The following is a 25,853-nucleotide window of genomic DNA, read 5'->3' on the forward strand; positions in this document are numbered from 1 at the left end:
GGTTGGGCGACGCCGTTCGGTACGGCGGCCGGTGGAGCATGGCGCGGTCGGCGGCGCCCCGGGCGGGCGCGGCCGACGGTGCGCACGACCGAAAGGAACCCCGCCATGTCCGCTGTCCAGTGGCCCCGCCCCCGCGTGCTCGTCGTCGGGATCGACGGCGTCCGGCACGACCACCTGGAGCAGGTGCCGATGCCGCGCCTCCAGGAGGTCGCCGAGGCCGGGTTCCTGGTGCCGGTCACCGTGGCGGAGGGCACGCCCACCATGTCCGGACCCTGCTGGGCGACCATCGTGACCGGCGTCGAGCCCGCCAAGCACGGCGTCTGGGGCAACCACCTGGGCGGAAACCGGCTCGACGTGTTCCCCGACTTCGCCACCCGCCTCAACCGGAGCGACCGCCGGCGCACCTTCGTCGCGGCCGGCTGGGACCCGCTGATGATCAACGAGTCCGGCGGTCCGCTCTTCCGCGCCCCCGGGCGGCTCTCGTACGTCGCCCCGGCCGAGGACACCCCCGAGGCCTGGGAGGCCGTGGACGAGGAGGTCACCCGGGAGGCCGTCCACGTCCTCGGCACGGCCGACCCCGAGGCCTCCTTCGTCTACCTCGGCGCCGTCGACGAGACCGCCCACTTCCTGGGCTGCGGCGACGAGTACCGCGCCTCGATGCGCACCGCCGACGAGCGCCTCGGCCGCCTCCTGGACGCCGTCCGCGGCCGGGCCTCGTACGCCGAGGAGCAGTGGACCGTCATCGTCGTCACCGACCACGGCCACGTCGACGCCGGCGGCCACGGCGGCCGCACGGTCGAGGAGCGGACGGCCTGGGTCGCCTGCGCCGGGCACGACATCCCCGCCGGACCGCCGCTCGGCGAGATCCGCCACCCGGACGTCGCCGCCCAGGTGTACGCCTCGCTGCTGCGCCCGATCGACCCGCACTGGACCCTCGACGGCCGGCCCTTCCCGATCGCCCGGCCGGTGCCCGCGACGGTCTGACGCCGTCGCGCGCCGCGGGCGAGCCGCGCGGCGCCGCGGGCGTGCCGGAGGTCGCGGGCGGCCTGGACGTCGCGGGCGGCCCGGAGCCGAGGCTGCGTTCCGGGGTGCCCCGGGTGCAGCAGGCCCGGCTGCGGTGACGCCGGGCTTGAGCGAGGCTCGATCGGGGTTCGGGCGGTGCTCGACCGGAGCGTGCCAACCTGAGCGCCGGACCGGCACGTACCGGGTCCCGCGGAGCCCGGCGCCCCTGCCGAAGGACATACGCCTGAAGGTGGAGACCGTACCCCGTGGGTCGGAGGCAAGATCGCGACTTGGTGGTGACGCTCCGCCGGGCCGGCGCGGGCCACGATATGTACACCGGACGGCGGAACGCGTCGCCCGGGCCGGCGGCGGGGACGGGAACGGCCGACGGCGACGAACGCGGGGCAACGGACTCAGGGCACGGACACCGGCCGGGGGACACCGGCCACCAACACGGAGAGGACGAGCGGGCATGAAGGGCATCGTGAGCAAGGTCGCGCTGGGAGTCGCGGGCACCGGCATGGCCGTGGCCGTCGCGACCGTGGCCATCGGCCCCCGCGTGTCCGACTGGTACGACGGGCGCCACCAGGAGCAGGCCTCGTACGACACCGGCACCCAGGCCAAGGCCGGCCGCCACTCGATGCCGGCCTGGCTGCCCGACAACGCCTCCGGCGTGAAGTACCTGATGTCCACCACCGGCGACGACCGCCTGCTGCGCGCCACCCTCCCCGAGGGGCGGCTGCCCGTCGGCTGCACCAACGGGCTGCCGGGCAAGGCCGCCCACCCGGCACCGGCGTCACTCAAGGCCGGCTGGTTCCCGGAGGGCGTAGTGGCCAAGGCCAGCGCCACCTGCGGGCACTACAACGTGGCTCTGACCGGCAACCAGCTCTACGCCTGGCAGGACGGCGCGGCGGTGCAGGCGGCGCAGCGCGCCGCGCACATCACCAAGCACTGAGCGTCCCGGTCGGACGACCGACCGACCGAGCGGCAGATCGATCGACGGACTGATCGATGGACCGGTCGATCGCTGGACCATGTGGCCCGCCCGGCACCGGAAGGTGCGGGCGGGCCGCCGTCGTACCGGTGGTCTGCGTGGGGGTGCGTGGGGACGAACCGGAGAGGTGCGTCGGCGGCGAACGCACTCGACTGCACCCCCCTGCTGTCGCAACCGGCCCGGGCTGCGATAGGACGGGACGCGAACGAGCCCCGCGTCACCCCCGTCCGTGAGGAGAGCCATGCCCGGCCCGACCGTCGGCCCCGCCGACGACACGTCGACCGCTGCCACCACCGCACCCGCCACCCCCGCACCCGCCACCGGCCAGGCCGCCACCGGCTGGGCCACCATCGCCGTCCTGGGCGGCCTCACCGCCCTCGGGCCGCTCACCACCGACCTCTACCTCCCGGGCCTGCCCGCGATCGCCGACGACCTCGCCGCCGAACCGGCGGCCGTCCAGCTCACCCTGACCTTCTCGATGTTCGGGGTCGCGGCCGGGCAACTGATCTTCGGACCGCTCAGCGACCGCTTCGGACGCCGCCCACCGCTGCTCGCCGGACTCGTCGTCTACACCCTGTCCAGCGTGGTGTGCGTGCTCGCGCCGACCCTGCCGGTGCTGATCGCCGCCCGCTTCGTCCAGGGCGCGGCCGGCTCCGCCGGGCTGGTGATCGGGCGCGCAGTCGCCCGGGACCGCTTCCAGGGTGTCTCGCTGCTGCGCTTCCTCGCGTCGATCGCGCTGATATCCGGTCTGGCGCCGATCCTCGCCCCGATCATCGGCGCCCAGCTGATGCGCTTCACCTCCTGGCGCGGCACCTTCGGGGCGCTCACCGCGCTCGGCCTGCTGCTCACCCTCGCGGCGGTCGGCGCGTTGCGCGAGACCCTGCCGTCGGAGGCGCGGGAGGGCGGCGGGGTGGCCGCGACGCTGCGGACGATGGGGCGGCTGCTGCGCGACCTGCCGTTCCTCGGACTGGCGCTGACCAGCTCGCTCGCCTTCGGGGCGCTGTTCGGCTACATCAGCGGGTCCTCGACGGTGCTGCAGCACGTGTACCAGGTCTCGCCGCAGACCTACAGCCTGCTGTTCGGGCTGAACTCGCTGGCGATCGTGGTGATGACGCAGCTGAACGGCCGGGTGCTGGCGCCGCGCTTCACTCCGCGCGCGCTGATGCTGGGCGGGCTCGCCGCGGCGGTCCTCGCCGGTGTGGCGCTGGTGCTGCTGACGACGGTGTGGGACTTCGGGCTGGTCGGGTTCTGCCCGCCGCTGTTCGTGATGATGGGCAGTCTGGGGGTCGTCCTGCCGAACACCGCGGCGCAGGCGCTCGGCCTGGTCGAACCCCAGGTGGCGGGGACGGCGTCGGCGCTGCTCGGTACGGGGAACTTCCTGGTCGGAGCGGTGGTCGCTCCGCTGAGCAGCCTCGGTGGCCGGCCGTCCGCGGTGCTGCTGGCGGTGGTGGTCCTGGCCTGCGGAGTGCTCTCGTCGACGGCGTACCTGGCGCTGTGCCGACCGGGCCGGATGCGGACGGCGGGCGCCTGACAGCCGACGGATGACAGCGGACGGCTGACAGACGACAGATGACAGCTGACAGCTTTCATTATCTGTTATCTGTCAGCTGTCGTCTGTCATCGGTGATCTGTCAGCCGTTCCCCGCGCCCGCTAGGCGATCGAGAAGTCGTCCCCGAACACGTTGCCCTGGGCGTACCAGCCGTGCAGGTACACGGTGACGGTGCCGGAGGCGCCGGTGGTGAACGGGACGGTCAGCTTGCTCCAGGCACCGGAGCTGGTCCAGGAGCTGGCGGTGGCACCGCCGCTGACGCCGACGTAGGCGTAGTTGCCCTGCACCCAACCGGTCAGCGTGTAGCCGGTGTTGGGCTTCAGCGTGACGGTCTGGGCGCACTCGCCGGTCTGGCTCGCGGTGGCTGCCGCCTGCAGGGCGTGGGTGCCGGAGTGGGCCGGGGTGGAGACCACGGCGCCGCCGCTCTGGCAGGTCCACGGGGCCAGGCTGCCGGTCTCCAGGTCGCCGTTGACCAGGCCGGTCGGCGGGGTGGTGCCGGTGACGGTCAGCGTGTAGCTCGCGGTGTGGCTGCCGGAGGCCGCCGTGCCGGTGACGGTGATCGGGTAACTCCCGGGCGCCACCGACGAGGTGGTGGTGATCGTGAGCGTGGCGTTGGCGCCGGCGGTGACGCTGCCGGGGGTGGCGGTGGCGGTGACGCCGGCCGGGGCGCCGCTGACGGTCAGGTTGACGCTCTGCGCCGCGCCCGCCGTGACCGCCGTCGCGATCGTCGCCGACGTGGACGAACCCGGCTTGACGGTACCGGAGTTCGGGTTGACGGCCACCGAGAAGTCGTTGCTCACCGTCGAGCCGCTGGTGAACGGTGCGAAGACGTGGGAGAAGTCCCAGGTGTTCTGGCTGATCCCGGAGCAGTTGTCGTTGCCCTTGGTGCCCGGGCAGCCGCCGTTGTCCCGCTGGAGCGCCCAGAAGGAGAGCGTGTTGATGCCCTTGGATACGGCCCAGTTGTACACGGTGGCGGCGTTGGCCAGGGTGAAGGTTTCGGCCGGGCCGAAGTCGTCGACGCCGATCATCTCGGTGATCCCGATCGAACCCCACAGCTGGGCGGGGGACTTGGCCGGGTAGAGCCTGGCGAGCTGGTTGTAGAGGCCCTGCGCGGAGGTCTGGGTGTCGGCCGCCATGTCGTGGGTGGCGTTGTCGTAGTAGTCGAAGGTCATCATGTTGACGACGTCGATCCGGGCGTTGTTGCTGATCGCGTTCCGCAGCACCGCGAGGCCGTTGTCGGCCAGTCCACTGGTGGTGGTCGGCAGGGTGTAGGAGAACTGGACGCTCCGGCCCTTGGTGGCGGCCCAGTCCTGCACCAGCTTGATCGCCTTGTTGCGGCGGTCGATGCCGGCGGTGTTGGTCAGCGAGTTGTCCTCGATGTCGAGGTCGATCCGGCTGATGTCGTAGGTCGTGATGACGTTCTCGAAGGCCGCCGCGATCTGGTTGACGTCGGTGCAGCTGTCGGCCAGCTCGGTGCCGGTGTTGTCGGCGGTGTAGCCGCCGAAGGAGGGGATCACGTCCCCGCCGTTGGCGCGGATGGTGGCGATGTCGGTGCCGAAGGTCGCGGAGGAGACCGGCAGCGAGGAGTCGCCGTTCCAGTACGGCGTGCAGGAGCCCTTGGTGGCGGTCTGCAGGAACGCCATGGTCAGGTGCTTGGCGCCGGACTGGGCGGCGAGTTGGGCCGGGCTCTGGCCGGTCCAGGCCTCGAAGTAGGGGGCGAACACCCGGCTGGGGAGCGGGGTGGCGGCTTGGGCCGTGGTCGTTCCGGTGGCGACCAGGCCGGCCGAAGCGGCCAGCGTGGCACAGGCCGTCAGTGCGGCCTGGATCGTTCTGCGAAGACGCATGGGTTCTCCAACAGGTCTGGTGGGGCAGGTCGTTGGGGAGTCGGACACCCGGAGTGCGGCACGGGCGGAGCGTGGGGGAGTGCCGACGTGCGGGCGTACGGGGCGTACGGGATGTGCGGCTTGTACGGGCGGTGCGGGCGTGCGGAAGCCCGGCGGCTCGCGCGGACGCGAGCGGCAGTGCGAGCGCGCGCGGCCGTACGGGACGGGGCGGGGGTGGAGCGGAACAGGGCAGGGCGGTGCCTCAGCCGCCGGTGGTCACACCCCCACAGTGCATCCCGGTCGGATCGACATGCTTATGTTTGGACTAGACCACTTCCCTGTCAAGAGAGCTGATGGTTCGTCAGCGCACGGGCGGGCCTGGGCAACGGAAGCGAAAAGGAAAGACCGTGGCCGCGCACCCGTCGGACGGGTGCGCGGCCACGGCGGCCCGGCGCTCAGGACACCGGGCGGTTCGGGGTCTCGCGGAGCCTGCGCTGCGGGCCGCGCTCGGCGGGGCGAGATCGGCGGGGCGAGATCGGCGAGACGGGATCGGTGAGACGCAATCGGCGAGACGGAATCAGCGGGGCGACGGGCAGAGCGTGGCGCGCAGCGCGTCGTTGATCTTGGCGGCGGTGTCCGGCCCGAAGCCCTGCGGGTGGTCGGGCGAGGTGAAGCGCTGGTTGGCCAGCTCGACCAGCTTCCCCTTGTCCTTGGGGAACTGGTACATCGACTGGCACTGGTTGCGCGCCCGGTCCACGGCCTGGTCCGGCTTGCCGCCGACGATCGCCGGGTCGATCGCGTCCAGCGCGGCGACCAGCTTGGTGGTCAGGTCGGTGCCCGGCTTTGCGGGCAGTCCGGCGTCCGCGGGCGGAGCGGGCTTGGCCGGTGCGGGGGCTCCGGGGGTGCCGGGGTCGGGCGCGGGCGTGCCGGTGGCGCCGTCGGCCGCGGGGGCGGACGTCGGCGCGGCGGTTCCGGGCGCGGGGGCCGTCGGCGTCGGGGCGGCGTCGGAGGGCGCGGCGGTCGAGGCGGCGGTGGCGGTGGGGGAGCCGGCCGCGGAGGTGGCCTTGCCCGAGCCGGATCCCGAGCTGGAGCAGGCAGCGAGGCTCACCGCGGCGAGTGCCGTGAGGGTGGCGGCGAGGAGACGAGTGCGCATGGCGCCCAGAGTGTCATGTTCGCGGCGCGGAAGGGAAGGCTCCTCGGGCGAGCGGAGGGCGGCTCACGGTGAGGGCCGGGTGAGCGGGCTGCGGCCCGCGGCGAGCCCCGGGTGAGCGGCCGGCGGCGGGACCGGGACGGACCCCGGGAGACGGCCGGACCCCGGGAGAGGGACGGCGGCCCGGGAGACGGACGGCGGCCCGGGAAGGTGTTCCCCGGGCCGCCGTCCACCACGCACGGGAGCCGTCAGCCGAGACTGTTGGACTTCAGCCAGTCCTTGGCCACCGTCGACGGGTCCTCCTTGTCCACCGCTACGCGCTTCATCAGGGCCGTCAGCCCCGCCGTGTCGAGCTTGGCCGACACCGCGTTGAGCGCGGCCGTCGCCGTGGCGTCCACGCCCGCCTTGTTGACCAGCGGGGTGACGTTCTGGGCGCCGAAGACGTTCTTCGGGTCGGTCAGCGGGACGAGCTTGTACTGGACGATCTTCGGGTCGGTGGTGAACACGTTGCCGACCTGGACGCCGCTGTCCTTGAGTGCGTTGGCGGTGGTGTCGGCGGTGGGCTTCCACTCCTTGAAGGTCAGCCCGTAGACGTCCTTGAACTGCTGCTCGCGGCGGGACTTGAACTCCGGCGGGCCGCCGATGGTGAACTCGCCGGCCTTGGCGCCCAGGTCGGAGATGCTCTTGAGGTTGTACTTGTCGGCGGTCTCCTGGGTGACGCTGAGCGAGTCCTTGTCCTCGGCGGGGGAGGAGTCGAGGATCGCCAGTGAGGAGGGCAGCGTCTTGGCGAGCGCCGCGTTCACGTCCTGGGTGCTGACGGCGGTGGCCTTGGCGTCCAGGTAGGCGAGCAGCGCGCCGTTGTACTCGGGCAGCACGGTCAGGTTGCCGCTCTGCAGCTGCCCGTAGAGCACCTCGCGGCTGCCGATGTTGAACTTCTCCTCGACCTTGACGCCCTTGGCCTTGAGGGCCTGCGAGTAGATCGAGCCGAGCAGGACGTTCTCCGGGAAGTTCGCCGAGCCGACGACGACCGTCGACCCGGAGCCGCCGCCGGAGCCGCCGGCACTGCCCGCCGCGCCTGAGGAGGCCGGGGCGCTCGTGCCCCCGGCGAGCGGATCGCCGCCGGAGGAGCCGCAGGCGGTGGCGCCGAGGGCGAGTGCGGCGAGCGTGCCGAGGACGAGGGCACGCCGGCTTCGCTTCATTGTCGACATGGTGATACGTGTCCTTCCGGAGAGGATGGGAGAGGAGGTTCAGCGGGCCCGCTGCTGGGCGCGCACCCCGGGCGGGAGCGCGAACCGGGCGAGCAGGGCGAAGAAGAGTTGGGCGGCGACCGCGAGCAGCACCACCAGCAGCGCCCCGCCGACCGTCACGGCGTACTTGCGGGTCGCCAGCCCGTCGATGACGTAGCGGCCGAGCCCGCCGAGCCCGACGTACGCGGCCACCGTGGCGGTCGCGATCACCTGCACCGTCGCGGTGCGGAAGCCCGCCAGCAGGGTCGGTGCGGCCGAGGGCAGGCAGACCTGCAGGAGCACCTGGGGGTGGGTCAGACCGATGCCGCGCGCGGCGTCCCGGACGTCCGGGTCGGTGCCGCGCACCCCCTCGACGGCGGCCACCAGCAGCGGCGGCGCGGCGAGCGCGACCAGCGGGATCAGGACGGCGGTGTCGCCGACCCCGGCGAGCAGCACCGCCAGCGTCACCAGGCCGAGGGTGGGCAGGGCGCGCGCGGCACCGGCGAACGCGGTCACCACGGTGACGCCGCGCCCGGTGTAGCCGATCAGCAGCCCGAGCGGGACGGCCAGCAGCGCCGCGTACAGCAGCGCCTCACCGGAGAGCAGCAGGTGCTCGGAGATCCGGTGCACGATCGCGTCCGGACCGCTGCGGTGGTCCGGGGCGCCGAAGAAGTCGCCGAGCCAGTTCAGCCAGTTCACGAGCCCGCCCCCTTCTCCCGGACGGCCCAGGGCGCGAGCACCCGCCGGGCGCCCACCAGGACCAGGTCGACGGCCAGCGCGAGGACGGCGATCAGGGCGATACCGGCCACGATCGGGGTCGGGAAGGTCCGCTGGAAGCCGTCGATGAACAGGTAGCCGAGCCCGCCGCGTCCGACCAGTGCCCCGACGCTGGCCAGCGAGATGCTGGACACCGCCGCGACGCGCAGCCCGGCGATCAGGTACGGGACGGCCGCGGGCAGCTCGACCGAGGTCAGCCGGTGCCACGGCCCGTACCCCATCGCGGTGGCGGCCTGCCGGACGGCCTCCGGGACGGCGCGCAGCCCGTCCACGGTGGTCGGCAGCAGGACGGCGAGGGCGTAGAAGGTGAGGGGGATCATCACGGTCGCCTGAGTGGCGAGCCCGGTGTACGGGATCAGCACCACGAACACGGCCAGCGAGGGCAGCGCGTAGACGATGTTGAAGACGGCGGACAGCGGCTGGTAGAGCCGGGGGAAGCGGGCGCAGGCCAGGCCGAGCGGGATCGCCAGCAGCAGCCCGATCAGGACCGGGACGAGCGCGATCACGGCGTGGTCGGCGAGCAGGTGGCCGAGGTAGCCGAGGTGGTCGCCGATCCAGTACCAGCGGACGATCGGTTCATCGTCCACCGCGGGCTCCGTCCGAACCGTCGCCGGCGAGGTCGTCGGCGGGGTCGTCGGCGGAGCCTTCGGCGGGGCCCTCGGCAGCGGGCTCGTCGGCGGGGCCCCCCGCGGCGGGCTCGTCGGTCCGGACGGGCTTGCCGATCCGGACGGGCCCGTCGGCCCCCAGCCGGAGCGCGGCGAGAACGGCCTCGCGGCTCGCGGTGCCGGTGGCCCGGCCCTCGGCGTCCAGCGCCACCGCGACCCCGGCGGCGGAGAGGACGGCGGCGTCCAGCGCGGTGCGCAGGGTGTCGCTGTCCGGGCGGAAGCCGACGGCCGGGTGCAGCTCGGCGGTGACGGCGTCGCGGTCGATCCAGCCGATCGGCCTGCGCTCGTCGTCCAGGGCCAACTCCCAGCCGCCGTACCTGAGTCCGTCGCCCACCGGGCGCAGCGTGACGTCGCGCGCGGGGCGCAGGCCGAGGCCGCGCAGGCCGCGGTCGCGGCCGAGGAAGGCGGCCACGCCCTCGTCGGCGGGGGTGGTGAGCAGGGTGTGCGGGTCGGCCAGCTGGGCGATCCGGCCGTGCTCGCGCAGTACGACCACCTGGTCGCCGAGCCGGACGGCCTCCTCGATGTCGTGGGTGACGAACAGCACCGTCTTGTGCAGCTCGGACTGCAGTCGCAGCAGTTCCTCCTGCAGCCCGGCGCGCACCACCGGGTCGACGGCGCTGAACGGCTCGTCCATCAGCAGCACCGGCGGGTCGGCGGCCAGGGCGCGTGCCACGCCGACCCGCTGCTGCTGGCCGCCGGACAGCTGGAACGGGTACCGCTTGGCGGTCTCGGGGGCGAGCCCGACCAGTTCGAGCAGTTCGGCGGCCCGGGCGCGGGCCTTCGCGCGGTCCCAGCCGAGCAGCCGGGGCACGGTGGCGATGTTGTCGATCACCTTGCGGTGCGGGAAGAGGCCGGCCTGCTGGATCACGTACCCGATGCCGCGGCGCAGCTTGGCGGGCTCCAGCTTCGCGACGTCGGTGCCGTCCAGCAGCACCCGGCCCGAGGTGGGCTCGACCATCCGGTTGACCATGCGCAGCAGGGTGGTCTTGCCGCAGCCGGACGGTCCGACCAGGACGGTTATCCGACCGGTCGGGACCTCAAGGTCCAAGCCCTCGACGGCTACGGTGCCGTCGGGGTGGCGCTTTCCGGCGCCCTCGAATCTGATCACGGGGTGTTTCCTCGTCAGGGCGCCCCGGGAGGCGGCGCCTGTGTCGGTCGGTCGTTCGGTAGATGGCGGTTTGTCGACAAACGGTGGTGCGGATCGGTGCGGGTGACGTTTGTCGTACCAACCGCCCGGGCGTTCTTCCGCCCGCGTGGCTGCCCAGCTTTGGACCGGCGGAAACTCTGATCAGACTATGACCTGCATCATCTCCTGTCTCTGATTTCCCGCCGGGCGCGTGCCGTGGGGCCGCGGCGCCGCCCCGGGCGTGCCGCGCCGCGGCCCCTGCTCAGCCGCCCTGACGGGTCGGCAGACCGGACGCGGCCCAGCCGACGAAGCCGCCGTCCAGGTCGGTCGCCCGGTGCAGCCCCAGTTCGCGGAGCGAGGCGGCGGCCAGACTGGAGGCGTAGCCCTCCGAGCAGACCACGATCACCTCGACGTCGTAGCCCGAGGCCTCGGGGATCCGGTGACTGCCCGTCGGGTCGAGCCGCCACTCCAGCACGTTGCGCTCGATGATCAGCGAGCCCGGGATCTCCCCCTCGGCCGCCCGCTGCGCCGCCGGGCGGATGTCCACCAGCAGCGCGCCGTCCAGCTGAGCCTGGTACGCCTCCCGGGCGCGCGGGCGGTGGACGCCTTCGCGAGCCCGCTCCACCAGGTCGTCGATCGTGGTCACCATTGTTCCGGTCCTTCCTCGGAGGTGCGGACGAGCCCTCCGGCCCGCAGGTCGTAGTGCGCCATCGAGCCCAGCGGGGGCGAGTAGGCGTGCAGGGTGACGGCGGGCCCGGACGCCGTGTTGCGCACGTCGTGCACGTACTCGGGGCCGAAGGCGCGGGCGGTGCCGGCGGGGACCCGGCGGATCAGCAGGCCCTGCTCCGGGCCGCCGAGGGACAGTTCCTCCAGCTCGCCGAGCGCCACGGCGAACGCGCCGCGCGAGCCGCCGTGGTCGTGGAAGCCGGTGGACTGGCCGGGCAGCCAGCTGATCAGCCACACCTCGTGGTCGTCCTCGGCCACCAGGCGCCGGTACCAGCGCTCCTCGGTGGAGAGGCGGACGTGGTGGATCCACTGGTCGGGCTGTTCGGCCAGCTCGCGGACGACGGTCCGCAGGGCGGTGGGCGTGAGCGGGGGTCGGGTGGGCGTGAGCGGGGGTCGGGTCGGGGGCGCGGGGCGGGTGGTCGTGGCGGTGTCGGGAGTGTGCGGGCTCATCGGGCGTCCTCGGGTGCGCGGGAACGTCGGCGGGGTGCGCCCGGCCACCGGCGGCGGTGGCCGGGCGCGGGCCGACGAGCGGCCCGGCCCGTACGGGTGCACCGGGTGGGGGCGGGGAGGTCAGAACTGCGGGTGCGGGTGCGCGGCGCGGGCCCTGGCAGACGTCACAGGGCGGGGCCGGCGGGGCAGTGCGAGGTCAACAGGCACAGATGGAACTCGCCTGGCGTCGCAGATCGACGTGCAGGCGGCAAACCAGAGTGGTGCCGGAGTCCATGCGCCGGATCCTTCCCGAGCGAACCGGACGAAGTCAAGCCGCATCGGCGGCCAGGTCACCGGCCCCACCGGTCCGCGAGCCGCCCACCGGCCTGCCGCAAGCCTGCCGCGAGGCGGCCACGAGGCGGCACGAGCGGCCGCCCGCCCGGGCGGCCGCCCGGGCGGGCCACCCCTCGGCAGGGACCCCGAGCCCCCGGGTTTCGCGCGCATGAGTAACGAGGGGACTCCCGGGGTACATGACCGTTTCATCCCACCCGCGGCCGTCCGCGTGTCCGCGTAACAAGATCGCCCCAGACGCGTTACCGCCGACGTATTGTCAGGCCACCAAGGCCCGGCCTACCGTCTACAGATCGCTTTCTACGCACGTAGACCCCGTGGATCCCCTAGCGGACCCACGGGTGAGACCCGCCCCGTCAACCATCGGACCGCGGGCCCGACCACACGGCCGGACCGCGGAGTTGCGGAGGTACCCATGTCGCAGATCGTCCGTGCCGCGCTCGTCCAGACCCGTTGGACCGGCGACCAGGACAGCATGATCGCCCTCCACGAGCGGTACGCCCGCGAGGCCGCCGCCCAGGGCGCGAAGATCATCGGTTTCCAGGAGGTCTTCAACTCCCCGTACTTCTGTCAGGTCCAGGAGCCCGAGCACTACCGCTGGGCCGAGGCCGTCCCGGACGGGCCGACCGTGCGCCGGATGCAGGACCTCGCCCGCGAACTCGGGATGGTCATCGTCGTCCCGGTGTACGAGGAGGAGCAGACCGGCGTCTACTACAACACCGCCGCCGTGATCGACGCCGACGGCAGCTATCTCGGCAAGTACCGCAAGCACCACATCCCGCAGGTCAAGGGCTTCTGGGAGAAGTACTACTTCAAGCCCGGCAACCTGGGCTGGCCGGTGTTCGACACCGCCGTCGGCAAGGTCGGCGTGTACATCTGCTACGACCGCCACTTCCCCGAGGGCTGGCGCGCCCTGGGCCTGGCCGGCGCGCAGATCGTCTACAACCCCTCCGCCACCAGCCGCGGCCTGTCCGCCTACCTCTGGCAGCTCGAACAGCCCGCCGCCGCCGTCGCCAACGAGTACTTCGTCGCCGCCATCAACCGCGTCGGCACCGAGGAGTACGGCGACAACGACTTCTACGGAACGTCCTACTTCGTGGACCCGCGCGGACAGTTCGTCGGCGACGTCGCCTCCGACAAGGAGGAGGAACTGGTCGTCCGCGACCTCGACCTCGGCCTGATCGAACAGGTCCGCCAGCAGTGGGCCTTCTACCGCGACCGCCGCCCCGAGGCCTACGGTCCGCTCGCCGAGGCCTGAGGAGCAGCGCGATGACCACCCGCGACCCGCAGCAGCGCACGATCGTCCGCGGCGGCCTCGTCATCACGGCCACCGAGGAGATCCACGCGGACGTCCTGATCGAGGGCGAGCGCGTCGCCGCCCTCGCCGCCACCGGCAGCTCGGCCGCCGGGGCCTGGACCGCCGACACCGTCATCGACGCCACCGGCCACTACGTCATCCCGGGCGGCGTCGACGCCCACACCCACATGGAGCTGCCGTTCGGCGGCACCGCGGCCTCCGACACCTTCGAGACCGGCACCCGGGCCGCCGCCTGGGGCGGCACCACCACCATCGTCGACTTCGCCGTGCAACCGGTCGGCGGCTCGCTGCGCGAGGGCCTGGACGCCTGGCACGCCAAGGCCGACGGCAACTGCGCCGTCGACTACGCCTTCCACACCATCGTCTCCGACGTCAACGACGGTGTGCTGAAGGAGATGGACGCCCTCGTCGACTCCGGCGAGTCCACCTCCTTCAAGCTCTTCATGGCCTACCCCGGCGTGTTCTACAGCGACGACGGCCGCATCCTGCGGGCCATGCAGCGCGGCGCCGCCAACGGCGGGCTGATCATGATGCACGCCGAGAACGGCATCGCCATCGACGTCCTGGTCGAACAGGCGCTCGCCGCGGGGAGGACCGCCCCGCGGTACCACGGCGAGGTCCGCCGCGAACTGCTGGAGGCCGAGGCCACCCACCGGGCGATCAAGCTCGCGCAGGTCGCCGGCAGCCCGCTCTACGTGGTCCACGTCTCCGCCGCCTCCGCCCTCGCCGAACTCGCCCGGGCTCGCGACGACGGGCTCAACGTCTTCGGCGAGACCTGCCCGCAGTACCTGTTCCTCTCCACCGACAACCTCGCCGAGGAGGGCGCCGACGGCTTCGAGGGCGCCAAGTACGTGTGCAGCACGCCGCTGCGGCCGCGCGAGCACCAGGAGGCACTCTGGCGCGGGCTGCGCACCAACGACCTCCAGGTGGTCTCCACCGACCACTGCCCGTTCTGCTACGTCGGGCAGAAGGAGCTCGGGCGCGGCGACTTCTCGAAGATCCCCAACGGCCTCCCGGGCGTCGAGAACCGGATGGACCTGCTGCACCAGGCCGTGGTGGACGGGCACATCAGCCGGCGCCGCTGGGTCGAGATCGCCTGCACCACGCCCGCCCGGATGTTCGGCCTGCACCCGCGCAAGGGCACCATCGCCCCGGGTGCCGACGCCGACCTCGTCGTCTACGACCCCACCGCCGTGCAGACCGTGTCCGCGGCGACCCACCACATGAACGTGGACTACTCCGCGTACGAGGGGCGCCGACTCACCGGCCGGGCACGGACGGTGCTCTCCCGGGGCACCGTGGTGCTGGACGACGGCACCTGGCTCGGCCGGGCCGGCCACGGCACCTTCCTGCGTCGCGACACCTGCCAGTACCTGGTCTGACCGCGCTCGTCCCTCCTCGTCCACCTGCCGCCGCCCGAACCGGCGCACGAACCGCCGATCCGCCGCCCGAACCGCCGATCCGCCGCCCGAACCGCCGCCCGAACCGCCGATCCGGCGCCCGAACCGCCGCCCGAACCGCCGTCCGACCGCGGGGCGGGCGGCGGGCCCACCCCTATCGATGGATCCCTGGAGACCGTCATGGACATCGGCCTCGTCCTGCAGACCGACCCGCCCGCCCGCCTGCTCATCGACCGGATGATCCGGGCCGAGCGGGCCGGGTTCAGCCACGGCTGGACCTTCGACTCCTGCGTCCTGTGGCAGGAACCCTTCGTCATCTACAGCCGGATCCTCGCCGAGACCGAGCGCCTGACCGTCGGCCCGATGGTCACCAACCCCTCCACCCGCACCTGGGAGGTCACCGCCTCCCTGTTCGCCACGCTGAACGACATGTACGGCAACCGCACGGTCTGCGGGATCGGCCGCGGCGACTCCGCGATGCGGGTCGCCGGACGCCGCCCCGCCACCCTCGCCAGGCTCTCCGAAGCCATGCACGCCATCAAGGAGTTGGCCGAGGGTCGCACCGTCGAGGTGGACGGCACCGAGATGCACCTGCCGTGGGTCGGTCCGGGTGCGGAGCTGCCGGTCTGGATGGGTGCGTACGGGCCCAAGGCGCTGGCGCTGACCGGTCGCCAAGCCGACGGCTTCATCCTGCAGTTGGCCGATCCGTACCTCACCGAGTTCATGGTCAAGGCGGTGCGCTCCGCCGCCGTCGAGGCGGGCCGGGACCCGGACTCCGTGACCATCTGCGTCGCCGCCCCCGCCTACGTCACCGCCGACGACTCGCCCGCCGCGCTCGACCACGCCCGGGAGCAGTGCCGCTGGTTCGGCGGCATGGTCGGCAACCACGTGGCCGACCTGGTCAACCACTACGGCGAGCACTCCGACCTGGTGCCGGAGGCGCTCACCGACTACATCAAGGGCCGCCAGGGCTACGACTACAGCCACCACGGACGGGCCGGGAACCCGGACACCGCCTTCGTCCCCGACGAGATCGTGGACCGCTTCTGCCTGATCGGCCCGGCGGAGGCGCAGCGCGCCCGGCTGGAGGAACTCCGCTCCCTCGGCGTCCACCAGTTCGCCGTGTACGCGATGCACGACGCGATCGAGAGCACCATCGACGCCTACGGGGCGGACGTCATCCCGCACTTGTGAACCCCACGTGATCCCAGTTGCAGCAGACGGGAGTTGCCCATGGCCGACACCGTGACCGGCGACGGCAGACAGTGGCAGCACCCCGACGGCCGGGTCGAACTCGACCCGGCCTCCGGGGAGTTGCCTCCCAACGGTTTCACCAGCGACGACCTGCGGCCGGTACCGGTGGCGCGGCGCACCTGGACCACGTACAACTTCCTCGCGCTGTGGGTCGGCATGGCCCACAACATCCCCTCCTGGACACTGGCTTCGGGCCTGGTCGCGATCGGCATGGACTGGAAGCAGGCGGTGCTGACCATCGCCCTGGCCAACCTGATCGTGCTGATACCGATGCTGCTCACCGGGCACGCCGGCACCAAGTACGGCATCCCGTTCCCGGTGTTCGCCCGGGCCTCGTTCGGACTGCGCGGCGCCAACCTGCCCGCGCTCGTCCGGGCGGCGGTGGCCTGCGCCTGGTTCGGCATCCAGACCTGGATCGGCGGGGAGGGGATCTTCCTGCTGGCGGGCAAGCTGCTCGGCGAGTCCTGGCGTACCGCCGGGGAGTTCGCGGGCTACCCGTGGACGCAGTGGCTCTCCTTCCTGGTGTTCTGGCTGATCGAGATGGCCATCATCGCGAGGGGCATGGAGGCGCTGCGGCGCTTCGAGAACTGGGCGGCGCCGTTCGTCATCGTCGGCGCGCTCGCCCTGCTGGTGTGGATCACCGTCAAGGCGGGCGGGTTCGGGCCGCTGCTCGACCAGCCGTCCACGCTGGGGTGGGGCAGCGAGTTCTGGAAGGTCTTCTTCCCGGCGCTGATGGGCATGATCGGGTTCTGGTCCACCCTGTCGCTCAACATCCCGGACTTCACCCGCTTCGGCGGCAGCCAGCGGGCCCAGATCCGCGGGCAGGCGCTCGGTCTGCCGACCACGATGACGCTGTTCGCGCTCCTGTCCGTCCTGGTCACCTCGGGCTCCCAGGCCGTGTACGGCGCACCGGTGTGGGATCCGATCCAGCTGGCCGCGAAGATGGAGAACCCGGTCGGCATCCTGTTCGCGCTGCTGACCGTCCTGGTCGCGACGCTGTCGGTGAACATCGCCGCGAACGTCGTCTCGCCGGCCTACGACCTCGCCAACCTGCTGCCCAGGTTCGTCAACTTCCGTACCGGGGCGCTGATCACGGGCGTGGTCGGGATCGCGATCTTCCCGTGGCGGCTGATCTCCGACCCGCACGTCTACATCTACACCTGGCTGGGCGTGGTCGGCGGTCTGCTCGGTACGGTCGCGGGGGTCCTGATCGCGGACTACTGGCTGCTGCGCGGCACTCGGCTGCAGCTCGCCGAGCTGTACCGGCCGGGCGGGGCGTACTGGTACACGGGCGGGTGGAACTGGCGTGCCGTCACGGCGGCGCTGGTGGGCGGCCTGCTGGCGGTGGGCGGCTCGTACTCCACCGTGGACGCGCACGGCGCCAAGCAGGGGCCGTTCCCGGCCGACGGGCTCATCCCGGTTCTCAAGCCGCTCGCCGGCTACGGCTGGGCCGTCGGCCTCACGGCGGCGGCGGGCCTGTACGTGCTCCTCAACCTCGGGCGGGGGCGGCGAGCGGTGGGGGCGGCGACGGGCAGCGGATGACGGGTGGCGGATGGCGGGGGACGGCGAACGGATGACAGCGGACAGATGACAGCGAACAGATGACAGATGACAGCTGACAGATTTCGAAATCTGTCAGCTGTCATCTGTCATTCGTCAGCTGTTCGTCGTCGGCGGTCGCCCGGTCCCTCCTTCGGCGCGCTCGACGGCGGCCAGGACCTTCGCGGCACCGTCCTCGACGGCGAGGGCCGCGGCCACGGCCCGGGCGCGGGCGCGGTAGCGGGGGTCGTCCAGGGCCTCCCGGAGGGCGGTGGCGAGGCGGGTCGGGCTGAGGGAGCGCAGGGGGACGGGGCCGGGTGACACACCGAGGGCGGTGAGCCGGGCGGACCAGAACGGGGCGTCCAGTTGGGCGGGCACCGGCACGGCGGGAGTTCCCGAGCGGAGGGTGGCGGCCGTGGTGCCCGCCCCGGCGTGGTGGACCACGGCGGCCGTCCGGGGGAACAGCCAGTCGTGCGGGGTGTCGCCGATGGTCAGCACGGTGTCCGAGTCCCCGGCCGCCAGGCCGCTCCACCCCGCCTGCAGCAGGAGTCGCACCCCGGCGGTACGGGCGGCGGCGAGGACGGTCGCCGTGAGGCGCTCGGGGTCCGGGACGACCAGGCTGCCGAAACCGACGAAGACCGGCGGCGGACCGGCGGCGAGGAAGTCGACGAGCCGGGCCGGGGGTTGCCAGTCCGGCTCGGCGGCCGGCCACCAGTAGCCCGCCACGTCCAGCCGGGGGTGCCAGTCGGCCGGGCGAGGGACGACGGTCGGCGAGAAGCCGTGCAGGACGAGGTGGTCGCGTCGGGCCCGCCCGATGCCGAGCGGCGGCAGGCCGAGCCGATGGCGCAGCGCTCGGACGGCTGGGGCGAACAGCTGGTCGGTCGCGGCCTGGACGGCGTGCCCGGCGAGCAGGTTGCCGGGCCGGGAGAGCGACCGGGTGCCGGTGACGGCGGGCGCGAACTCCCGTGTGGGGGCGATGGGTTGGAGGAACAGACCGATGCTGGGAATGCCGGCGGCTTCGGCGGCTACCTGGCCGAGCGCGCTGGTGGTGCTGGTGGTCAGCAGGAGCTCGGTGCCGAGCGCGACGGCCTCGACGATGCCGTCCCCGAGCGCGGGCATGAACTTCCGGCCAAGTCGCAGGAGCCGGAGGATCACCGCCGGTCCGCTCCCGGCTTTCAGTAGCCGTCGGCCCTGGTCGGAGGCGAGTTCGGCGCGCGGGTCGACGGGCAGCGGACGGAACTCCAGCCCGGCCGCCCGTACGGACTCGGCGAAGGTGGTGTGGGTGGCGACCGCCACCTGGTGGCCTGCCGCCCGCAGGCGGACCCCGAGCCCGGTGAAGGGGGCCACGTCGCCGCGGGATCCCGCGGTGGCGATCAGGATGCGCATGGCCGCAGTATTCCGGCGCGGGCGGCCGGCCGGTAGGACGCCACGCGAGGCCGGAGCGGGGAGGCGGTGGCCGGTTCCGGACCTCCTGCCCCGTGCCGTCGGAACCGCGCGGCGGGCGGTGGCGTCCTTCGGGGCAGAGCGTGCGGGACGGGGCCGTCACGCCGGGACGGGAGGGATGGACGGATGGGCATCGTCGCGTGGATCGTGCTCGGCCTGGTCGCGGGAGCGCTGGCCAAGCTGCTGCTGCCGGGGAAGGACCCGGGCGGCCTGATCGTGACCACCCTGATCGGCATCGCCGGATCCTTCGTCGGCGGCTGGATCGCCTCGCACTTCATGCACCGCTCGATCAACGCGCACTTCTTCGACGGGGCGACCTGGGTGTCGGCGATCGGCGGTGCCCTGGTGCTGCTGGTCGTCTACCGGCTGCTGTTCGGCAACTCGCGCCGCTGACAGGCTTTCGCTGCCGGTTCGCTACCTGTGCACTGCTGGCGCGCTTCCGGCGCCGGCGCTATTCGCCGCTCGGAGCCGGGTCGTCCGGGAGTGGCCGGTTCGCGTCGGTCGTCACGGGCGCCGGAAACCATGCGGCGCCCTCCCGCGTCCTTCGGTCCGGACCCGGAGTCTCGACGGGACCGTCACGCCGATGACGCGAGGGGCGACGGATGAGCTGGATGGCGTGGATCGTGCTGGGCCTGGTGTCGGGGACCCTGGCCCGGATGGCGATGCCGGGCCGGGGTGAGCGCGGGCTGATCGGCACCACCCTGATCGGCATCGCCGGGTCCTACGTGGGCACCTGGATCGTCTCGCACTGGATGCACGGGACGGTGAAGGTGGGTTTCCTCGACCTGACGACCTGGGTGTCGGCGATCGGCGGCGCGGTGGTCCTGCTGTTCCTCTACGGGGTGCTGTCCCGCATCGTCCGGCGCTGAGCCGCAGCCGTCGTCGTTGCTTCGGCGACCCAGTCCGGCAGGTCCTCGCGGGCGGAGAGCCAGGCGGGCGGGACGTCGGCGAGCCCGGTGCGGGCCGCGACCACGCCGGCGGCGATCGCGCAGGTGGTGTCCTGGTCGCCCCAGCCCTCCAGGGTGTGCCAGATGGCCTCGGGCAGCGAGTCCGGGTGCCCGGCGGCGGACCACAGGGCGAAGGGGACGGTGTCCGGGGCGGAGATCAGGCTCCCGGAGCCGAGCACGTGCGCGGCGTGCCGGACGCTGGTGTGCGCGGGCAGCCGGGCGGCGACCCGCAGACCGGACCGGACGTCGCCGTCCGGCAGCCGTCCGGCGATCTCGGTCAGCAACTCGGTGCGGCCGGGCGGGGTTTCGCCCCGGCTCCGGACGGCGAACGCGGCCGCGAGGGCGACCGCCACCGCGCCGGTCACCGCCTCCGGGTGGAAGTGCGTGGTGAGCGCCTGCAGTTCGGCCTGCCGGGCCACCTCGGCCAGGTCGTCGGCGAACCAGGCACCCAGCGGGGCGACCCGCATCGCGGCCCCGTTCCCGTACGAGCCCTGGCCCTCGAACTGGTCCGAGGTGATGGCGCGCCAGTCCCCGCCCGCCCCGATCCCGCGCAGCACCCGGTGCATCGACGGGCCGTACTTGCGCCCGTACTCCCGCGCGTACTCGGCGGCGAACTCCCCGGCCAGCGCGTCCTGTCGGACCTCGCCGTGGGTGATCAGGTGGCGCACCAGCACGAGTGCCATGGCGGTGTCGTCCGTCCAGTGCCAGGGCGCGCGGCGGACCAGGCGCGCGGCCAGCGCCGCCGACGCCTCGTCCACCGGGACCGAGAACCAGCGGTCGCCGAAGGCGTCGCCGAGGGCGAGCCCCTGCAGGCTGTCCAAGGCCGGACCGGCCGCACGCATGTCATCCTCCGGGTGAGATCGACTGGGTGCGGCCAGTCTGGCGGACGGGCGGGGCACCGGCGACCGGATTTCCCTCCGGTCGTCGGCGCCCCGCCCGTCCGTACTCCGTGAGTGACCGCGAACCGCGCGTCACTTGGCCTTCAGGCCGCCGAGGACGAGCTTCCACACGGCGTCGAAGCGGTCGTCGGCGCCGGCCGCGGACCAGGTGGCCGCGTACGCCGGGTCGTGGAACGGCGCGGTGGCGTCGAACACGGCGCGGGCGGTGTTGCGGATGTGGGCGAGCTTGAACTCCTTGCCGTCCATGCCGTCCTGGACGATCTGCGCGATCTGGTCGACCAGGGTGTCGATGTGGGCGTCGACGGTGCCGCTGTTCTCGTCGACCAGCACCATGTAGGTGGCGAACAGCTCCGGGTCGTCGAGCGCCTTCTTCCGCTTGGCCGCGAAGAGCGTCGTCAGCCAGCGGTGCAGCCGGTCGGCCGCCGGGCCGCCCTCGGTGGAGATGGCCGCGAGCTGGAAGTGCGCCTGGTCGAGCCAGCGCTGGGTGACGGCCTCGCGCAGGGCGGCCTTGCTGGGGAAGTGGCGGTAGACGCTGCTGTGGCTGACGCCGAGGATCCGGGCGACGTCGACGACGGTGGCCTTGGCCGGGCCGAACCGCCGGAGGACGTCCTCCGCCGCGATCAGGATCTGCTCGGCGGTGAGTGTGGTGTCCGTGGTCACGGGGTCCGTCCTTAGGGTCGTGCGGTCGGATGGTGCTGGGCGGTGCTGGGCTGTGCTGGGCCGGGCGGTTCTGGCGGTTCGGGGGTGGTGCCGGGGCGGTGCGGTGCGGGGGTGGTACGGGTGCCGACGGCCCGGGCCGGTCAGCGCTCGCTGTCCAGGTGGGCCATCTGGGCGGCAGCGTACCGGTCGCCCGCGGCGGCGCCGGCCGGGACGGCCGCCTCGACGGCGGCGAGGTCGGCCTCGGTCAGCGTGACGTCGAGGGCACCGAGGGCCTCGGTCAGGCGCTCCCGGCGACGGGCGCCCACCAGCGGCACGACGTCCTGGCCTCGCGAGGCCACCCAGGCGATGGCGACCTGGGCGACGCTCGCCCCCTTCGCGGCGGCGATCGCACGCAGCGCCTCGACCAGCGCCAGGTTGTGGGTCAGGTTCTCGCCCTGGAAGCGCGGGCTGTGGCCGCGGAAGTCGGTGCCGGCGAGGGCGCGCTCCCGGCTCCAGTGGCCGCTGAGCAGACCGCGCGAGAGCACGCCGTACGCGGTGATGCCGATGCCGAGCTCGCGCGCGGCCGGGAGGACGGCGGCCTCGATCGAGCGGGAGAGCAGCGAGTACTCGATCTGCAGGTCGCTGATCGGGTGGACGGCGGCGGCGCGGCGCAGGGTGTCGGCTCCGACCTCGGAGAGGCCGATGTGGCGGACGTAGCCGGCCTTCACCAGGTCGGCGATGGCGCCGATGGTCTCCTCGACCGGGACCTTCGGGTCGAGCCGGGCGGGGCGGTAGACGTCGACGTGGTCGGTGCGCAGGCGGCGCAGGGTGTAGGCGAGTGCGGTCTTGGTGGCGGCCGGGCTCGCGTCGTAGCCGAGCCACTGGCCGTCCGGGCTGCGCTGGGCGCCGAACTTCACGCTGATCTGCACGCGGTCGCGGTCGCGGCCGCGCAGCGCCTCGTGGATCAGCAGTTCGTTGTGGCCCATGCCGTAGAAGTCGCCGGTGTCGAGGAGGGTGATCCCGGCGTCGAGGGCGGCGTGGATGGTCGCGATGCTCTCGGCCTCGTCGGCCGGGCCGTACAGGTCGGACATGCCCATGCAGCCGAGGCCGAGCGTGGAGGTGACGGGGCCGACGGTGCCGAGGCGGTGCTGGGCGGGGCGGGCGGTCGAGGACATGGGGCACTCCAAGGTCCGGGGCGGGCGGGGCAGGGCGGCCCGAGTGCCACTATGGCACGACAGCGAACAGATTTCAAAATCTGTTCGCTGTCGTCTGTCATCTGAAAGTTGAAATCTGTCATCTGTCGTCTGTCATCTGTTCGGACCGGCTCGCCCGCCCGGGGCGCGGAGGAGGTGGGCGCGGGCGGGCGGAAGGTTGCGCCACACCGTCCGTCGGCCGAGTCCGTACGTCGCCTCGAACTGCCGCAGCAGTCGCACTACGGCGCGGTGGCGGGCGCCCCGACGGGGACCCGAGGTGAGGGTGCGCGCCGCCGTGGTCCCGAGGTACCCGAAGTAGGTCAGCTCGCCGCCGGGCGCCAGCAGCCGCAGGTAGAGGTCGAGGAGTTCGCGGACCCGGGCAGGGTGGAAGTTGGTGAACGGCAGCCCGGACACGATCGCGTCGTACCGCTCACGGGGCTCCTCCGGGTCCGCACCGGCCGCCGCCGGACGCCCCTGCGGCAGCTCCTCGACCCGGCAGGCCGAGAGCCGCAGCCCGACCGCGGGGTGACGGGCGGCCAGCACCGGGTCCTGCCGCAGTCGGTCCGCGAACCGTGGGTTCGCCTCGACGACGTGCAAGCGGTCTCCCGGGCGCAGCACGTGGACCAGCCGGCGGGTCACCACGCCGGTGCCGGCGCCGACCTCCAGTACCGAGATCGGACGGTCCGGGCGGCTCATGGCCGGCACCACGAGGGCGTTCACCAGCTCCGGGCCGCTCGGCGCCAGCGCGCCGGTGTCGTGGAAGGTGCGCAGTGCTTCGGCCAGGAACAGCAGACGGTCGCCGCTGGAGGCCGAAATGCTGGAAAGGGAGCTGGAGTTGGGGCGTCGGATGAGCTGTTCGTCGGTCATGCGGTCGACGCTAGGGAGGGCGGGAGCGGGGTGAATCGGCCGGTCAGCGACGGGCACCCCCGACGGAAGTCGAGGGTGCGGTTGGCCGGAAGACGGAGGCGCCGTGGAGCCGGGCGCGCCTAGCATCGAGCCCGAGCGGACGACCCGAGGCGCCCCGAGTGGACGACCCGAGGCGGCGCCCCGAGCGGATGGCCGAGCGGATGACCCGCAGCGGACGAGGAGAGGAGGGATCGCGATGCGCCGGAGCATGCTCGGCTGGTACGGTCCGGGCCACCGGCCTTGGACGGACAGCGCGTTGCTCCTCTGCGTGCTCGCCCTCGCCACCGAGGAAGCATTGGTCCAGTGGCTCCGCGCGGACGGTCCGCTGCGCGTGCCGCGGACGGTCGTGGCCGCGCTCGCCTCGCTCTCGCTGGTTCTCGCCCGCCGCCACCCGGTCGCCTCCGCCGTATTACCGGTGCTCACCGCCGGGTTGTTCAACCGGGCGTTCCCCGGCCTGTTCAGCGTCTTCCACCTCGCCTCCCTCGGCCGCACCGGCCCGGCGATGGCCGGTGGTGCGGTCATCGCGGTGGTCGGCGGGGCTGTCGCGATGATCGGCGCGACGGGCCCGGAATCCCTGGTCGGCTGGGCCGGCACCACCGGCTCCCAACTCCTCGTCCAGGCCGCCACCCTGGCGGTCGGCCTGTGGCTGCACGGCAGACGGGTGCTGATCCGCACCCTGCGCGAACAGGTCGACGCGCTGCGCCGCGAGCGCGAGCTGCGCGCCGAGCACGCCCGGTCCGCGGAACGCGCCCGGATCGCACGGGAGATGCACGACGTGCTGGCCCACCGCCTCAGCCTGCTGGTGCTGCACGCCGGGGTGCTCCGGGACCAGGCCCGGGACGGTACCGTCGCCGCGGACCCGGACCGGCTCGCCCACCGCCTCGAACTCCTGCGTGCCACCGCCGCCCGCTCGCTCGACGACCTGCGGGACGTCCTGGGAGCGTTGCGGGCAGACCTACCGACCCCGCCGGCCCCGTCGGTCGCCGGGTACGGGGCGTCCGGGCGCACGGTGCCCGGGCCCGCCCCGATACCCGAGTCGGCGTCCGGGCCCGTGCCCGTCGCTGTGCCCGTCGCCTTGTCCGTCCCGGCGCCTGCCCTGCGTGACCTCACCGACCTCGTCGGCGAGGCGACCGGGGCCGGGCAGCGGGTGGAACTGGCCCTCTCCGGGGATCCGGAGACAGTCCCGACCACCCACCGGCTGGCCGTACACCGCCTGGTCCAGGAGGCGCTGACCAACGCCCGCAAGCACGCGCCCGCCGCGCCCGTCGCGGTCCGGGTCGGCTACGGGGCGCCGGCGACGACCGTCGAGGTCCGCAACGGCCCGGCCGAGGCGCCGCCGGACGCTCCGGTGGTAGGCGGCGGGTACGGCCTGGTGGGGCTGGGCGAACGGGTCGGCGCACTCGGCGGACACCTCGAGGCGGGCCCGGACGGCAGCGGAGGCTTCCGACTCTCCGCCCGCTTGCCCGCGCCGGGCCGGCCGCCGCAGCCGCTGAGTCCCCCGGACGGGCCGGACCGGCCGGAGCCGCCGTATCCGCGGCCGAGCCCGTCCGAATCGCCGAGCCCGCCGAGCCCGCCGGAACCGCCCCTGCCGCCCCTACCGCCCCTACCGCCCGAGCCGGCGAGGCCGCCGAGCCGGCCGGAGCAGCAGCCGAAGGACGAGGCATGATCCGCACGATGGTGGTCGACGACGACGCGCTGGTCCGCCTCGGCCTGGTCGACCTGCTCACCCGGGACCCGGCGCTCACCGTGGTCGCCGAGGCCGCCGACGGGCTCCAGGCCGTCGAACTCGCCGGGAGCCGGCGGATCGACGTCGCGCTGATGGACATCCGGATGCCCCGGCTCGACGGCATCGCCGCCACCCGGCGCCTGCGCGAACTGCCCGACGCCCCGCGGGTCATCGCGCTCACCACCTTCGACCTGGACGAGTACGTGTACCAAGCGCTCGCCGCCGGGGCCGACGGCTTCCTGCTGAAGGACACCCCGCCCGCGGAGATCGCCCGGGCCGTGCACGTGGTCGCGGGCGGGCAGGGGATGTTGCACCCGGTGGCCGCGCGGCGGTTGATCGACCGCTACCACCGCGTGGGCGCGCCCCGTTCGATCGCGGCCCGCGGCCGGGTGGCCGGACTCACCCCGCGCGAGACCGACGTGCTGCGCGAACTCGCCGACGGGCTCTCCAACGCGGAGATCGCGGGTGTGCTGGGGATGCGCGAGAGCACCGTCAAGGCGCACGTCAGCCGGATCCTGACCGGGCTCGGTGTCGGCAACCGGGTCCAGGCCGCGCTGTTGGCACGCGATGCCGGGCTGGTCGGGAACGGTGCCTGAATCGGCGGCCCCGCCGCGTTGCGCGCCGTCCGCACCGGTGCACGCGGTGCCGTCCGAGCCTTCGGGAGCGGCGCACGGCGGTCTCGTCGGGGCATCGCACCGGCCGGTGTTCACACGGGTGTTCCCCGGACCTTCCCCGGAATCAAGCCGGGTGCCGGAACGGGCTTCCCTGAG

The 25,853-nt window shown here is 73.3% G+C and carries 25 protein-coding genes; 11 read left to right on the top strand and 14 right to left on the bottom strand.

Annotated elements, in window-relative coordinates; translation table 11 throughout:
* Positions 1 to 105: 105 nt before the first annotated feature.
* The 3 genes from ACIRD3_RS01615 (at position 106) to ACIRD3_RS01625 (ending at position 3,527) form a co-directional block, all read left to right on the top strand.
* Entirely contained in the window at positions 106 to 984 is an 879-nt protein-coding gene (locus ACIRD3_RS01615) for an alkaline phosphatase family protein (RefSeq protein WP_402209900.1), read from the top strand.
* A 490-nt stretch (positions 985 to 1,474) separates the two neighbouring features.
* Positions 1,475 to 1,957 carry a hypothetical protein gene (locus tag ACIRD3_RS01620; RefSeq protein ID WP_402209903.1) on the top strand — a complete coding sequence of 161 codons (483 nt, stop codon included), beginning with the start codon at positions 1,475 to 1,477 and terminating at the stop codon, positions 1,955 to 1,957.
* Between the two features lie 280 nt (positions 1,958 to 2,237).
* Positions 2,238 to 3,527 carry a multidrug effflux MFS transporter gene (locus ACIRD3_RS01625; protein WP_402209905.1) on the top strand — a complete coding sequence of 430 codons (1,290 nt, stop codon included), beginning with the start codon at positions 2,238 to 2,240 and terminating at the stop codon, positions 3,525 to 3,527.
* 120 nt (positions 3,528 to 3,647) lie between these two features.
* Here ACIRD3_RS01625 and ACIRD3_RS01630 read toward each other — a convergent pair whose 3' ends face one another.
* The 9 genes from ACIRD3_RS01630 to ACIRD3_RS01670 all read right to left on the bottom strand — a co-directional run bounded on the left by ACIRD3_RS01630 (position 3,648) and on the right by ACIRD3_RS01670 (position 11,763).
* Entirely contained in the window at positions 3,648 to 5,390 is a 1,743-nt protein-coding gene (locus tag ACIRD3_RS01630) for a glycosyl hydrolase family 18 protein (protein ID WP_402209908.1), read from the bottom strand.
* Between the two features lie 556 nt (positions 5,391 to 5,946).
* Entirely contained in the window at positions 5,947 to 6,522 is a 576-nt protein-coding gene (locus tag ACIRD3_RS01635; RefSeq protein ID WP_402209910.1) for a hypothetical protein, read from the bottom strand.
* A gap of 245 nt (positions 6,523 to 6,767) precedes the next feature.
* On the bottom strand, positions 6,768 to 7,727 hold the full coding sequence (locus ACIRD3_RS01640; protein WP_402209912.1) for an ABC transporter substrate-binding protein: 960 nt from the start codon (positions 7,725 to 7,727) through the stop codon (positions 6,768 to 6,770).
* A 39-nt stretch (positions 7,728 to 7,766) separates the two neighbouring features.
* Positions 7,767 to 8,444: an ABC transporter permease gene (locus tag ACIRD3_RS01645; protein ID WP_402209915.1), complete on the bottom strand. Its 678-nt coding sequence runs from the start codon at positions 8,442 to 8,444 to the stop codon at positions 7,767 to 7,769.
* On the bottom strand, positions 8,441 to 9,109 hold the full coding sequence (locus ACIRD3_RS01650) for an ABC transporter permease (protein ID WP_402209918.1): 669 nt from the start codon (positions 9,107 to 9,109) through the stop codon (positions 8,441 to 8,443). The genes ACIRD3_RS01645 and ACIRD3_RS01650 overlap by 4 nt, the downstream gene beginning before the upstream one ends.
* Complete coding sequence (locus ACIRD3_RS01655) at positions 9,099 to 10,295, bottom strand: ABC transporter ATP-binding protein (protein WP_402209921.1); 1,197 nt, start codon at positions 10,293 to 10,295, stop codon at positions 9,099 to 9,101. Before ACIRD3_RS01655 ends, ACIRD3_RS01650 begins: the two co-directional genes overlap by 11 nt.
* Positions 10,296 to 10,575: 280 nt before the next feature.
* A complete protein-coding gene (locus tag ACIRD3_RS01660) occupies positions 10,576 to 10,962 on the bottom strand; it encodes a rhodanese-like domain-containing protein (RefSeq protein WP_360251340.1) in 387 nt (128 codons plus the stop codon).
* Complete coding sequence (locus ACIRD3_RS01665) at positions 10,956 to 11,489, bottom strand: cysteine dioxygenase (protein ID WP_402209924.1); 534 nt, start codon at positions 11,487 to 11,489, stop codon at positions 10,956 to 10,958. The genes ACIRD3_RS01660 and ACIRD3_RS01665 overlap by 7 nt, the downstream gene beginning before the upstream one ends.
* A gap of 196 nt (positions 11,490 to 11,685) precedes the next feature.
* Positions 11,686 to 11,763, bottom strand: a complete 78-nt coding sequence (locus ACIRD3_RS01670) for a putative leader peptide (RefSeq protein WP_101948289.1) — start codon at positions 11,761 to 11,763, stop codon at positions 11,686 to 11,688.
* Between the two features lie 471 nt (positions 11,764 to 12,234).
* On the opposite strand from ACIRD3_RS01670, the gene ACIRD3_RS01675 reads away from it, so the two are divergent.
* The 4 genes from ACIRD3_RS01675 to ACIRD3_RS01690 all read left to right on the top strand — a co-directional run bounded on the left by ACIRD3_RS01675 (position 12,235) and on the right by ACIRD3_RS01690 (position 17,333).
* A complete protein-coding gene (locus ACIRD3_RS01675) occupies positions 12,235 to 13,077 on the top strand; it encodes a nitrilase-related carbon-nitrogen hydrolase (RefSeq protein WP_402209927.1) in 843 nt (280 codons plus the stop codon).
* Positions 13,078 to 13,088: 11 nt separating this feature from the next.
* On the top strand, positions 13,089 to 14,519 hold the full coding sequence (gene hydA, locus ACIRD3_RS01680) for a dihydropyrimidinase (protein WP_402209930.1): 1,431 nt from the start codon (positions 13,089 to 13,091) through the stop codon (positions 14,517 to 14,519).
* Between the two features lie 198 nt (positions 14,520 to 14,717).
* The gene (locus ACIRD3_RS01685) at positions 14,718 to 15,731 is read left to right on the top strand and encodes a TIGR03842 family LLM class F420-dependent oxidoreductase (protein ID WP_402209932.1); all 1,014 of its coding nucleotides are present in this window, start codon (positions 14,718 to 14,720) and stop codon (positions 15,729 to 15,731) included.
* A gap of 39 nt (positions 15,732 to 15,770) precedes the next feature.
* The gene (locus tag ACIRD3_RS01690; RefSeq protein WP_402209935.1) at positions 15,771 to 17,333 is read left to right on the top strand and encodes an NCS1 family nucleobase:cation symporter-1; all 1,563 of its coding nucleotides are present in this window, start codon (positions 15,771 to 15,773) and stop codon (positions 17,331 to 17,333) included.
* Between the two features lie 114 nt (positions 17,334 to 17,447).
* Here the strand turns inward: ACIRD3_RS01690 and ACIRD3_RS01695 are convergent, their stop codons facing one another.
* Positions 17,448 to 18,716: a glycosyltransferase gene (locus ACIRD3_RS01695; protein WP_402209938.1), complete on the bottom strand. Its 1,269-nt coding sequence runs from the start codon at positions 18,714 to 18,716 to the stop codon at positions 17,448 to 17,450.
* Positions 18,717 to 18,899: 183 nt separating this feature from the next.
* Between ACIRD3_RS01695 and ACIRD3_RS01700 the strand changes: the two genes are divergently transcribed.
* Together ACIRD3_RS01700 and ACIRD3_RS01705 are read left to right on the top strand one after the other, a co-directional pair.
* Complete coding sequence (locus ACIRD3_RS01700) at positions 18,900 to 19,166, top strand: GlsB/YeaQ/YmgE family stress response membrane protein (protein WP_402209941.1); 267 nt, start codon at positions 18,900 to 18,902, stop codon at positions 19,164 to 19,166.
* Positions 19,167 to 19,375: 209 nt separating this feature from the next.
* Complete coding sequence (locus tag ACIRD3_RS01705; RefSeq protein WP_402209944.1) at positions 19,376 to 19,642, top strand: GlsB/YeaQ/YmgE family stress response membrane protein; 267 nt, start codon at positions 19,376 to 19,378, stop codon at positions 19,640 to 19,642.
* Here the strand turns inward: ACIRD3_RS01705 and ACIRD3_RS01710 are convergent.
* The 4 genes from ACIRD3_RS01710 to ACIRD3_RS01725 all read right to left on the bottom strand — a co-directional run bounded on the left by ACIRD3_RS01710 (position 19,609) and on the right by ACIRD3_RS01725 (position 23,318).
* On the bottom strand, positions 19,609 to 20,562 hold the full coding sequence (locus ACIRD3_RS01710; protein ID WP_402209947.1) for an ADP-ribosylglycohydrolase family protein: 954 nt from the start codon (positions 20,560 to 20,562) through the stop codon (positions 19,609 to 19,611). The two genes, ACIRD3_RS01705 and ACIRD3_RS01710, sit on opposite strands and share 34 nt — an antisense overlap.
* Positions 20,563 to 20,691: 129 nt before the next feature.
* On the bottom strand, positions 20,692 to 21,279 hold the full coding sequence (locus ACIRD3_RS01715; protein WP_402209950.1) for a TetR family transcriptional regulator: 588 nt from the start codon (positions 21,277 to 21,279) through the stop codon (positions 20,692 to 20,694).
* 140 nt (positions 21,280 to 21,419) lie between these two features.
* On the bottom strand, positions 21,420 to 22,433 hold the full coding sequence (locus tag ACIRD3_RS01720) for an aldo/keto reductase (protein WP_402209952.1): 1,014 nt from the start codon (positions 22,431 to 22,433) through the stop codon (positions 21,420 to 21,422).
* 132 nt (positions 22,434 to 22,565) lie between these two features.
* The gene (locus ACIRD3_RS01725; RefSeq protein ID WP_402209955.1) at positions 22,566 to 23,318 is read right to left on the bottom strand and encodes a class I SAM-dependent methyltransferase; all 753 of its coding nucleotides are present in this window, start codon (positions 23,316 to 23,318) and stop codon (positions 22,566 to 22,568) included.
* Between the two features lie 235 nt (positions 23,319 to 23,553).
* Here ACIRD3_RS01725 and ACIRD3_RS01730 point away from each other — a divergent pair, with 235 nt between their 5' ends.
* Positions 23,554 to 25,023 (top strand): sensor histidine kinase, encoded by a 1,470-nt coding sequence (locus ACIRD3_RS01730; RefSeq protein WP_402209958.1) that lies wholly within the window; start codon positions 23,554 to 23,556, stop codon positions 25,021 to 25,023.
* Positions 25,020 to 25,679: a response regulator gene (locus tag ACIRD3_RS01735; protein WP_402209961.1), complete on the top strand. Its 660-nt coding sequence runs from the start codon at positions 25,020 to 25,022 to the stop codon at positions 25,677 to 25,679. The genes ACIRD3_RS01730 and ACIRD3_RS01735 overlap by 4 nt, the downstream gene beginning before the upstream one ends.
* Positions 25,680 to 25,853: the final 174 nt, after the last annotated feature.

It is taken from the genome of Kitasatospora sp. NPDC093550, from assembly GCF_044764985.1.
Lineage (GTDB): Bacteria > Actinomycetota > Actinomycetes > Streptomycetales > Streptomycetaceae > Kitasatospora.

Excerpts from the sequence above, each read along its gene's own strand:
- hydA (WP_402209930.1), top strand. The coding sequence starts at position 13,089 with ATGACCACCCGCGACCCGCAGCAGCGCACGATCGTCCGCGGCGGCCTC.
- ACIRD3_RS01700 (WP_402209941.1), top strand. The coding sequence starts at position 18,900 with ATGGGCATCGTCGCGTGGATCGTGCTCGGCCTGGTCGCGGGAGCGCTG.
- ACIRD3_RS01735 (WP_402209961.1), top strand. The coding sequence starts at position 25,020 with ATGATCCGCACGATGGTGGTCGACGACGACGCGCTGGTCCGCCTCGGC.
- ACIRD3_RS01710 (WP_402209947.1), bottom strand. The coding sequence starts at position 20,562 with ATGCGTGCGGCCGGTCCGGCCTTGGACAGCCTGCAGGGGCTCGCCCTC.
- ACIRD3_RS01705 (WP_402209944.1), top strand. The coding sequence starts at position 19,376 with ATGAGCTGGATGGCGTGGATCGTGCTGGGCCTGGTGTCGGGGACCCTG.
- ACIRD3_RS01635 (WP_402209910.1), bottom strand. The coding sequence starts at position 6,522 with ATGCGCACTCGTCTCCTCGCCGCCACCCTCACGGCACTCGCCGCGGTG.
- ACIRD3_RS01615 (WP_402209900.1), top strand. The coding sequence starts at position 106 with ATGTCCGCTGTCCAGTGGCCCCGCCCCCGCGTGCTCGTCGTCGGGATC.
- ACIRD3_RS01725 (WP_402209955.1), bottom strand. The coding sequence starts at position 23,318 with ATGACCGACGAACAGCTCATCCGACGCCCCAACTCCAGCTCCCTTTCC.
- ACIRD3_RS01690 (WP_402209935.1), top strand. The coding sequence starts at position 15,771 with ATGGCCGACACCGTGACCGGCGACGGCAGACAGTGGCAGCACCCCGAC.
- ACIRD3_RS01670 (WP_101948289.1), bottom strand. The coding sequence starts at position 11,763 with ATGGACTCCGGCACCACTCTGGTTTGCCGCCTGCACGTCGATCTGCGA.
- ACIRD3_RS01695 (WP_402209938.1), bottom strand. The coding sequence starts at position 18,716 with ATGCGCATCCTGATCGCCACCGCGGGATCCCGCGGCGACGTGGCCCCC.
- ACIRD3_RS01640 (WP_402209912.1), bottom strand. The coding sequence starts at position 7,727 with ATGTCGACAATGAAGCGAAGCCGGCGTGCCCTCGTCCTCGGCACGCTC.
- ACIRD3_RS01730 (WP_402209958.1), top strand. The coding sequence starts at position 23,554 with ATGCGCCGGAGCATGCTCGGCTGGTACGGTCCGGGCCACCGGCCTTGG.
- ACIRD3_RS01675 (WP_402209927.1), top strand. The coding sequence starts at position 12,235 with ATGTCGCAGATCGTCCGTGCCGCGCTCGTCCAGACCCGTTGGACCGGC.
- ACIRD3_RS01685 (WP_402209932.1), top strand. The coding sequence starts at position 14,718 with ATGGACATCGGCCTCGTCCTGCAGACCGACCCGCCCGCCCGCCTGCTC.
- ACIRD3_RS01660 (WP_360251340.1), bottom strand. The coding sequence starts at position 10,962 with ATGGTGACCACGATCGACGACCTGGTGGAGCGGGCTCGCGAAGGCGTC.
- ACIRD3_RS01625 (WP_402209905.1), top strand. The coding sequence starts at position 2,238 with ATGCCCGGCCCGACCGTCGGCCCCGCCGACGACACGTCGACCGCTGCC.
- ACIRD3_RS01665 (WP_402209924.1), bottom strand. The coding sequence starts at position 11,489 with ATGAGCCCGCACACTCCCGACACCGCCACGACCACCCGCCCCGCGCCC.
- ACIRD3_RS01620 (WP_402209903.1), top strand. The coding sequence starts at position 1,475 with ATGAAGGGCATCGTGAGCAAGGTCGCGCTGGGAGTCGCGGGCACCGGC.
- ACIRD3_RS01630 (WP_402209908.1), bottom strand. The coding sequence starts at position 5,390 with ATGCGTCTTCGCAGAACGATCCAGGCCGCACTGACGGCCTGTGCCACG.
- ACIRD3_RS01720 (WP_402209952.1), bottom strand. The coding sequence starts at position 22,433 with ATGTCCTCGACCGCCCGCCCCGCCCAGCACCGCCTCGGCACCGTCGGC.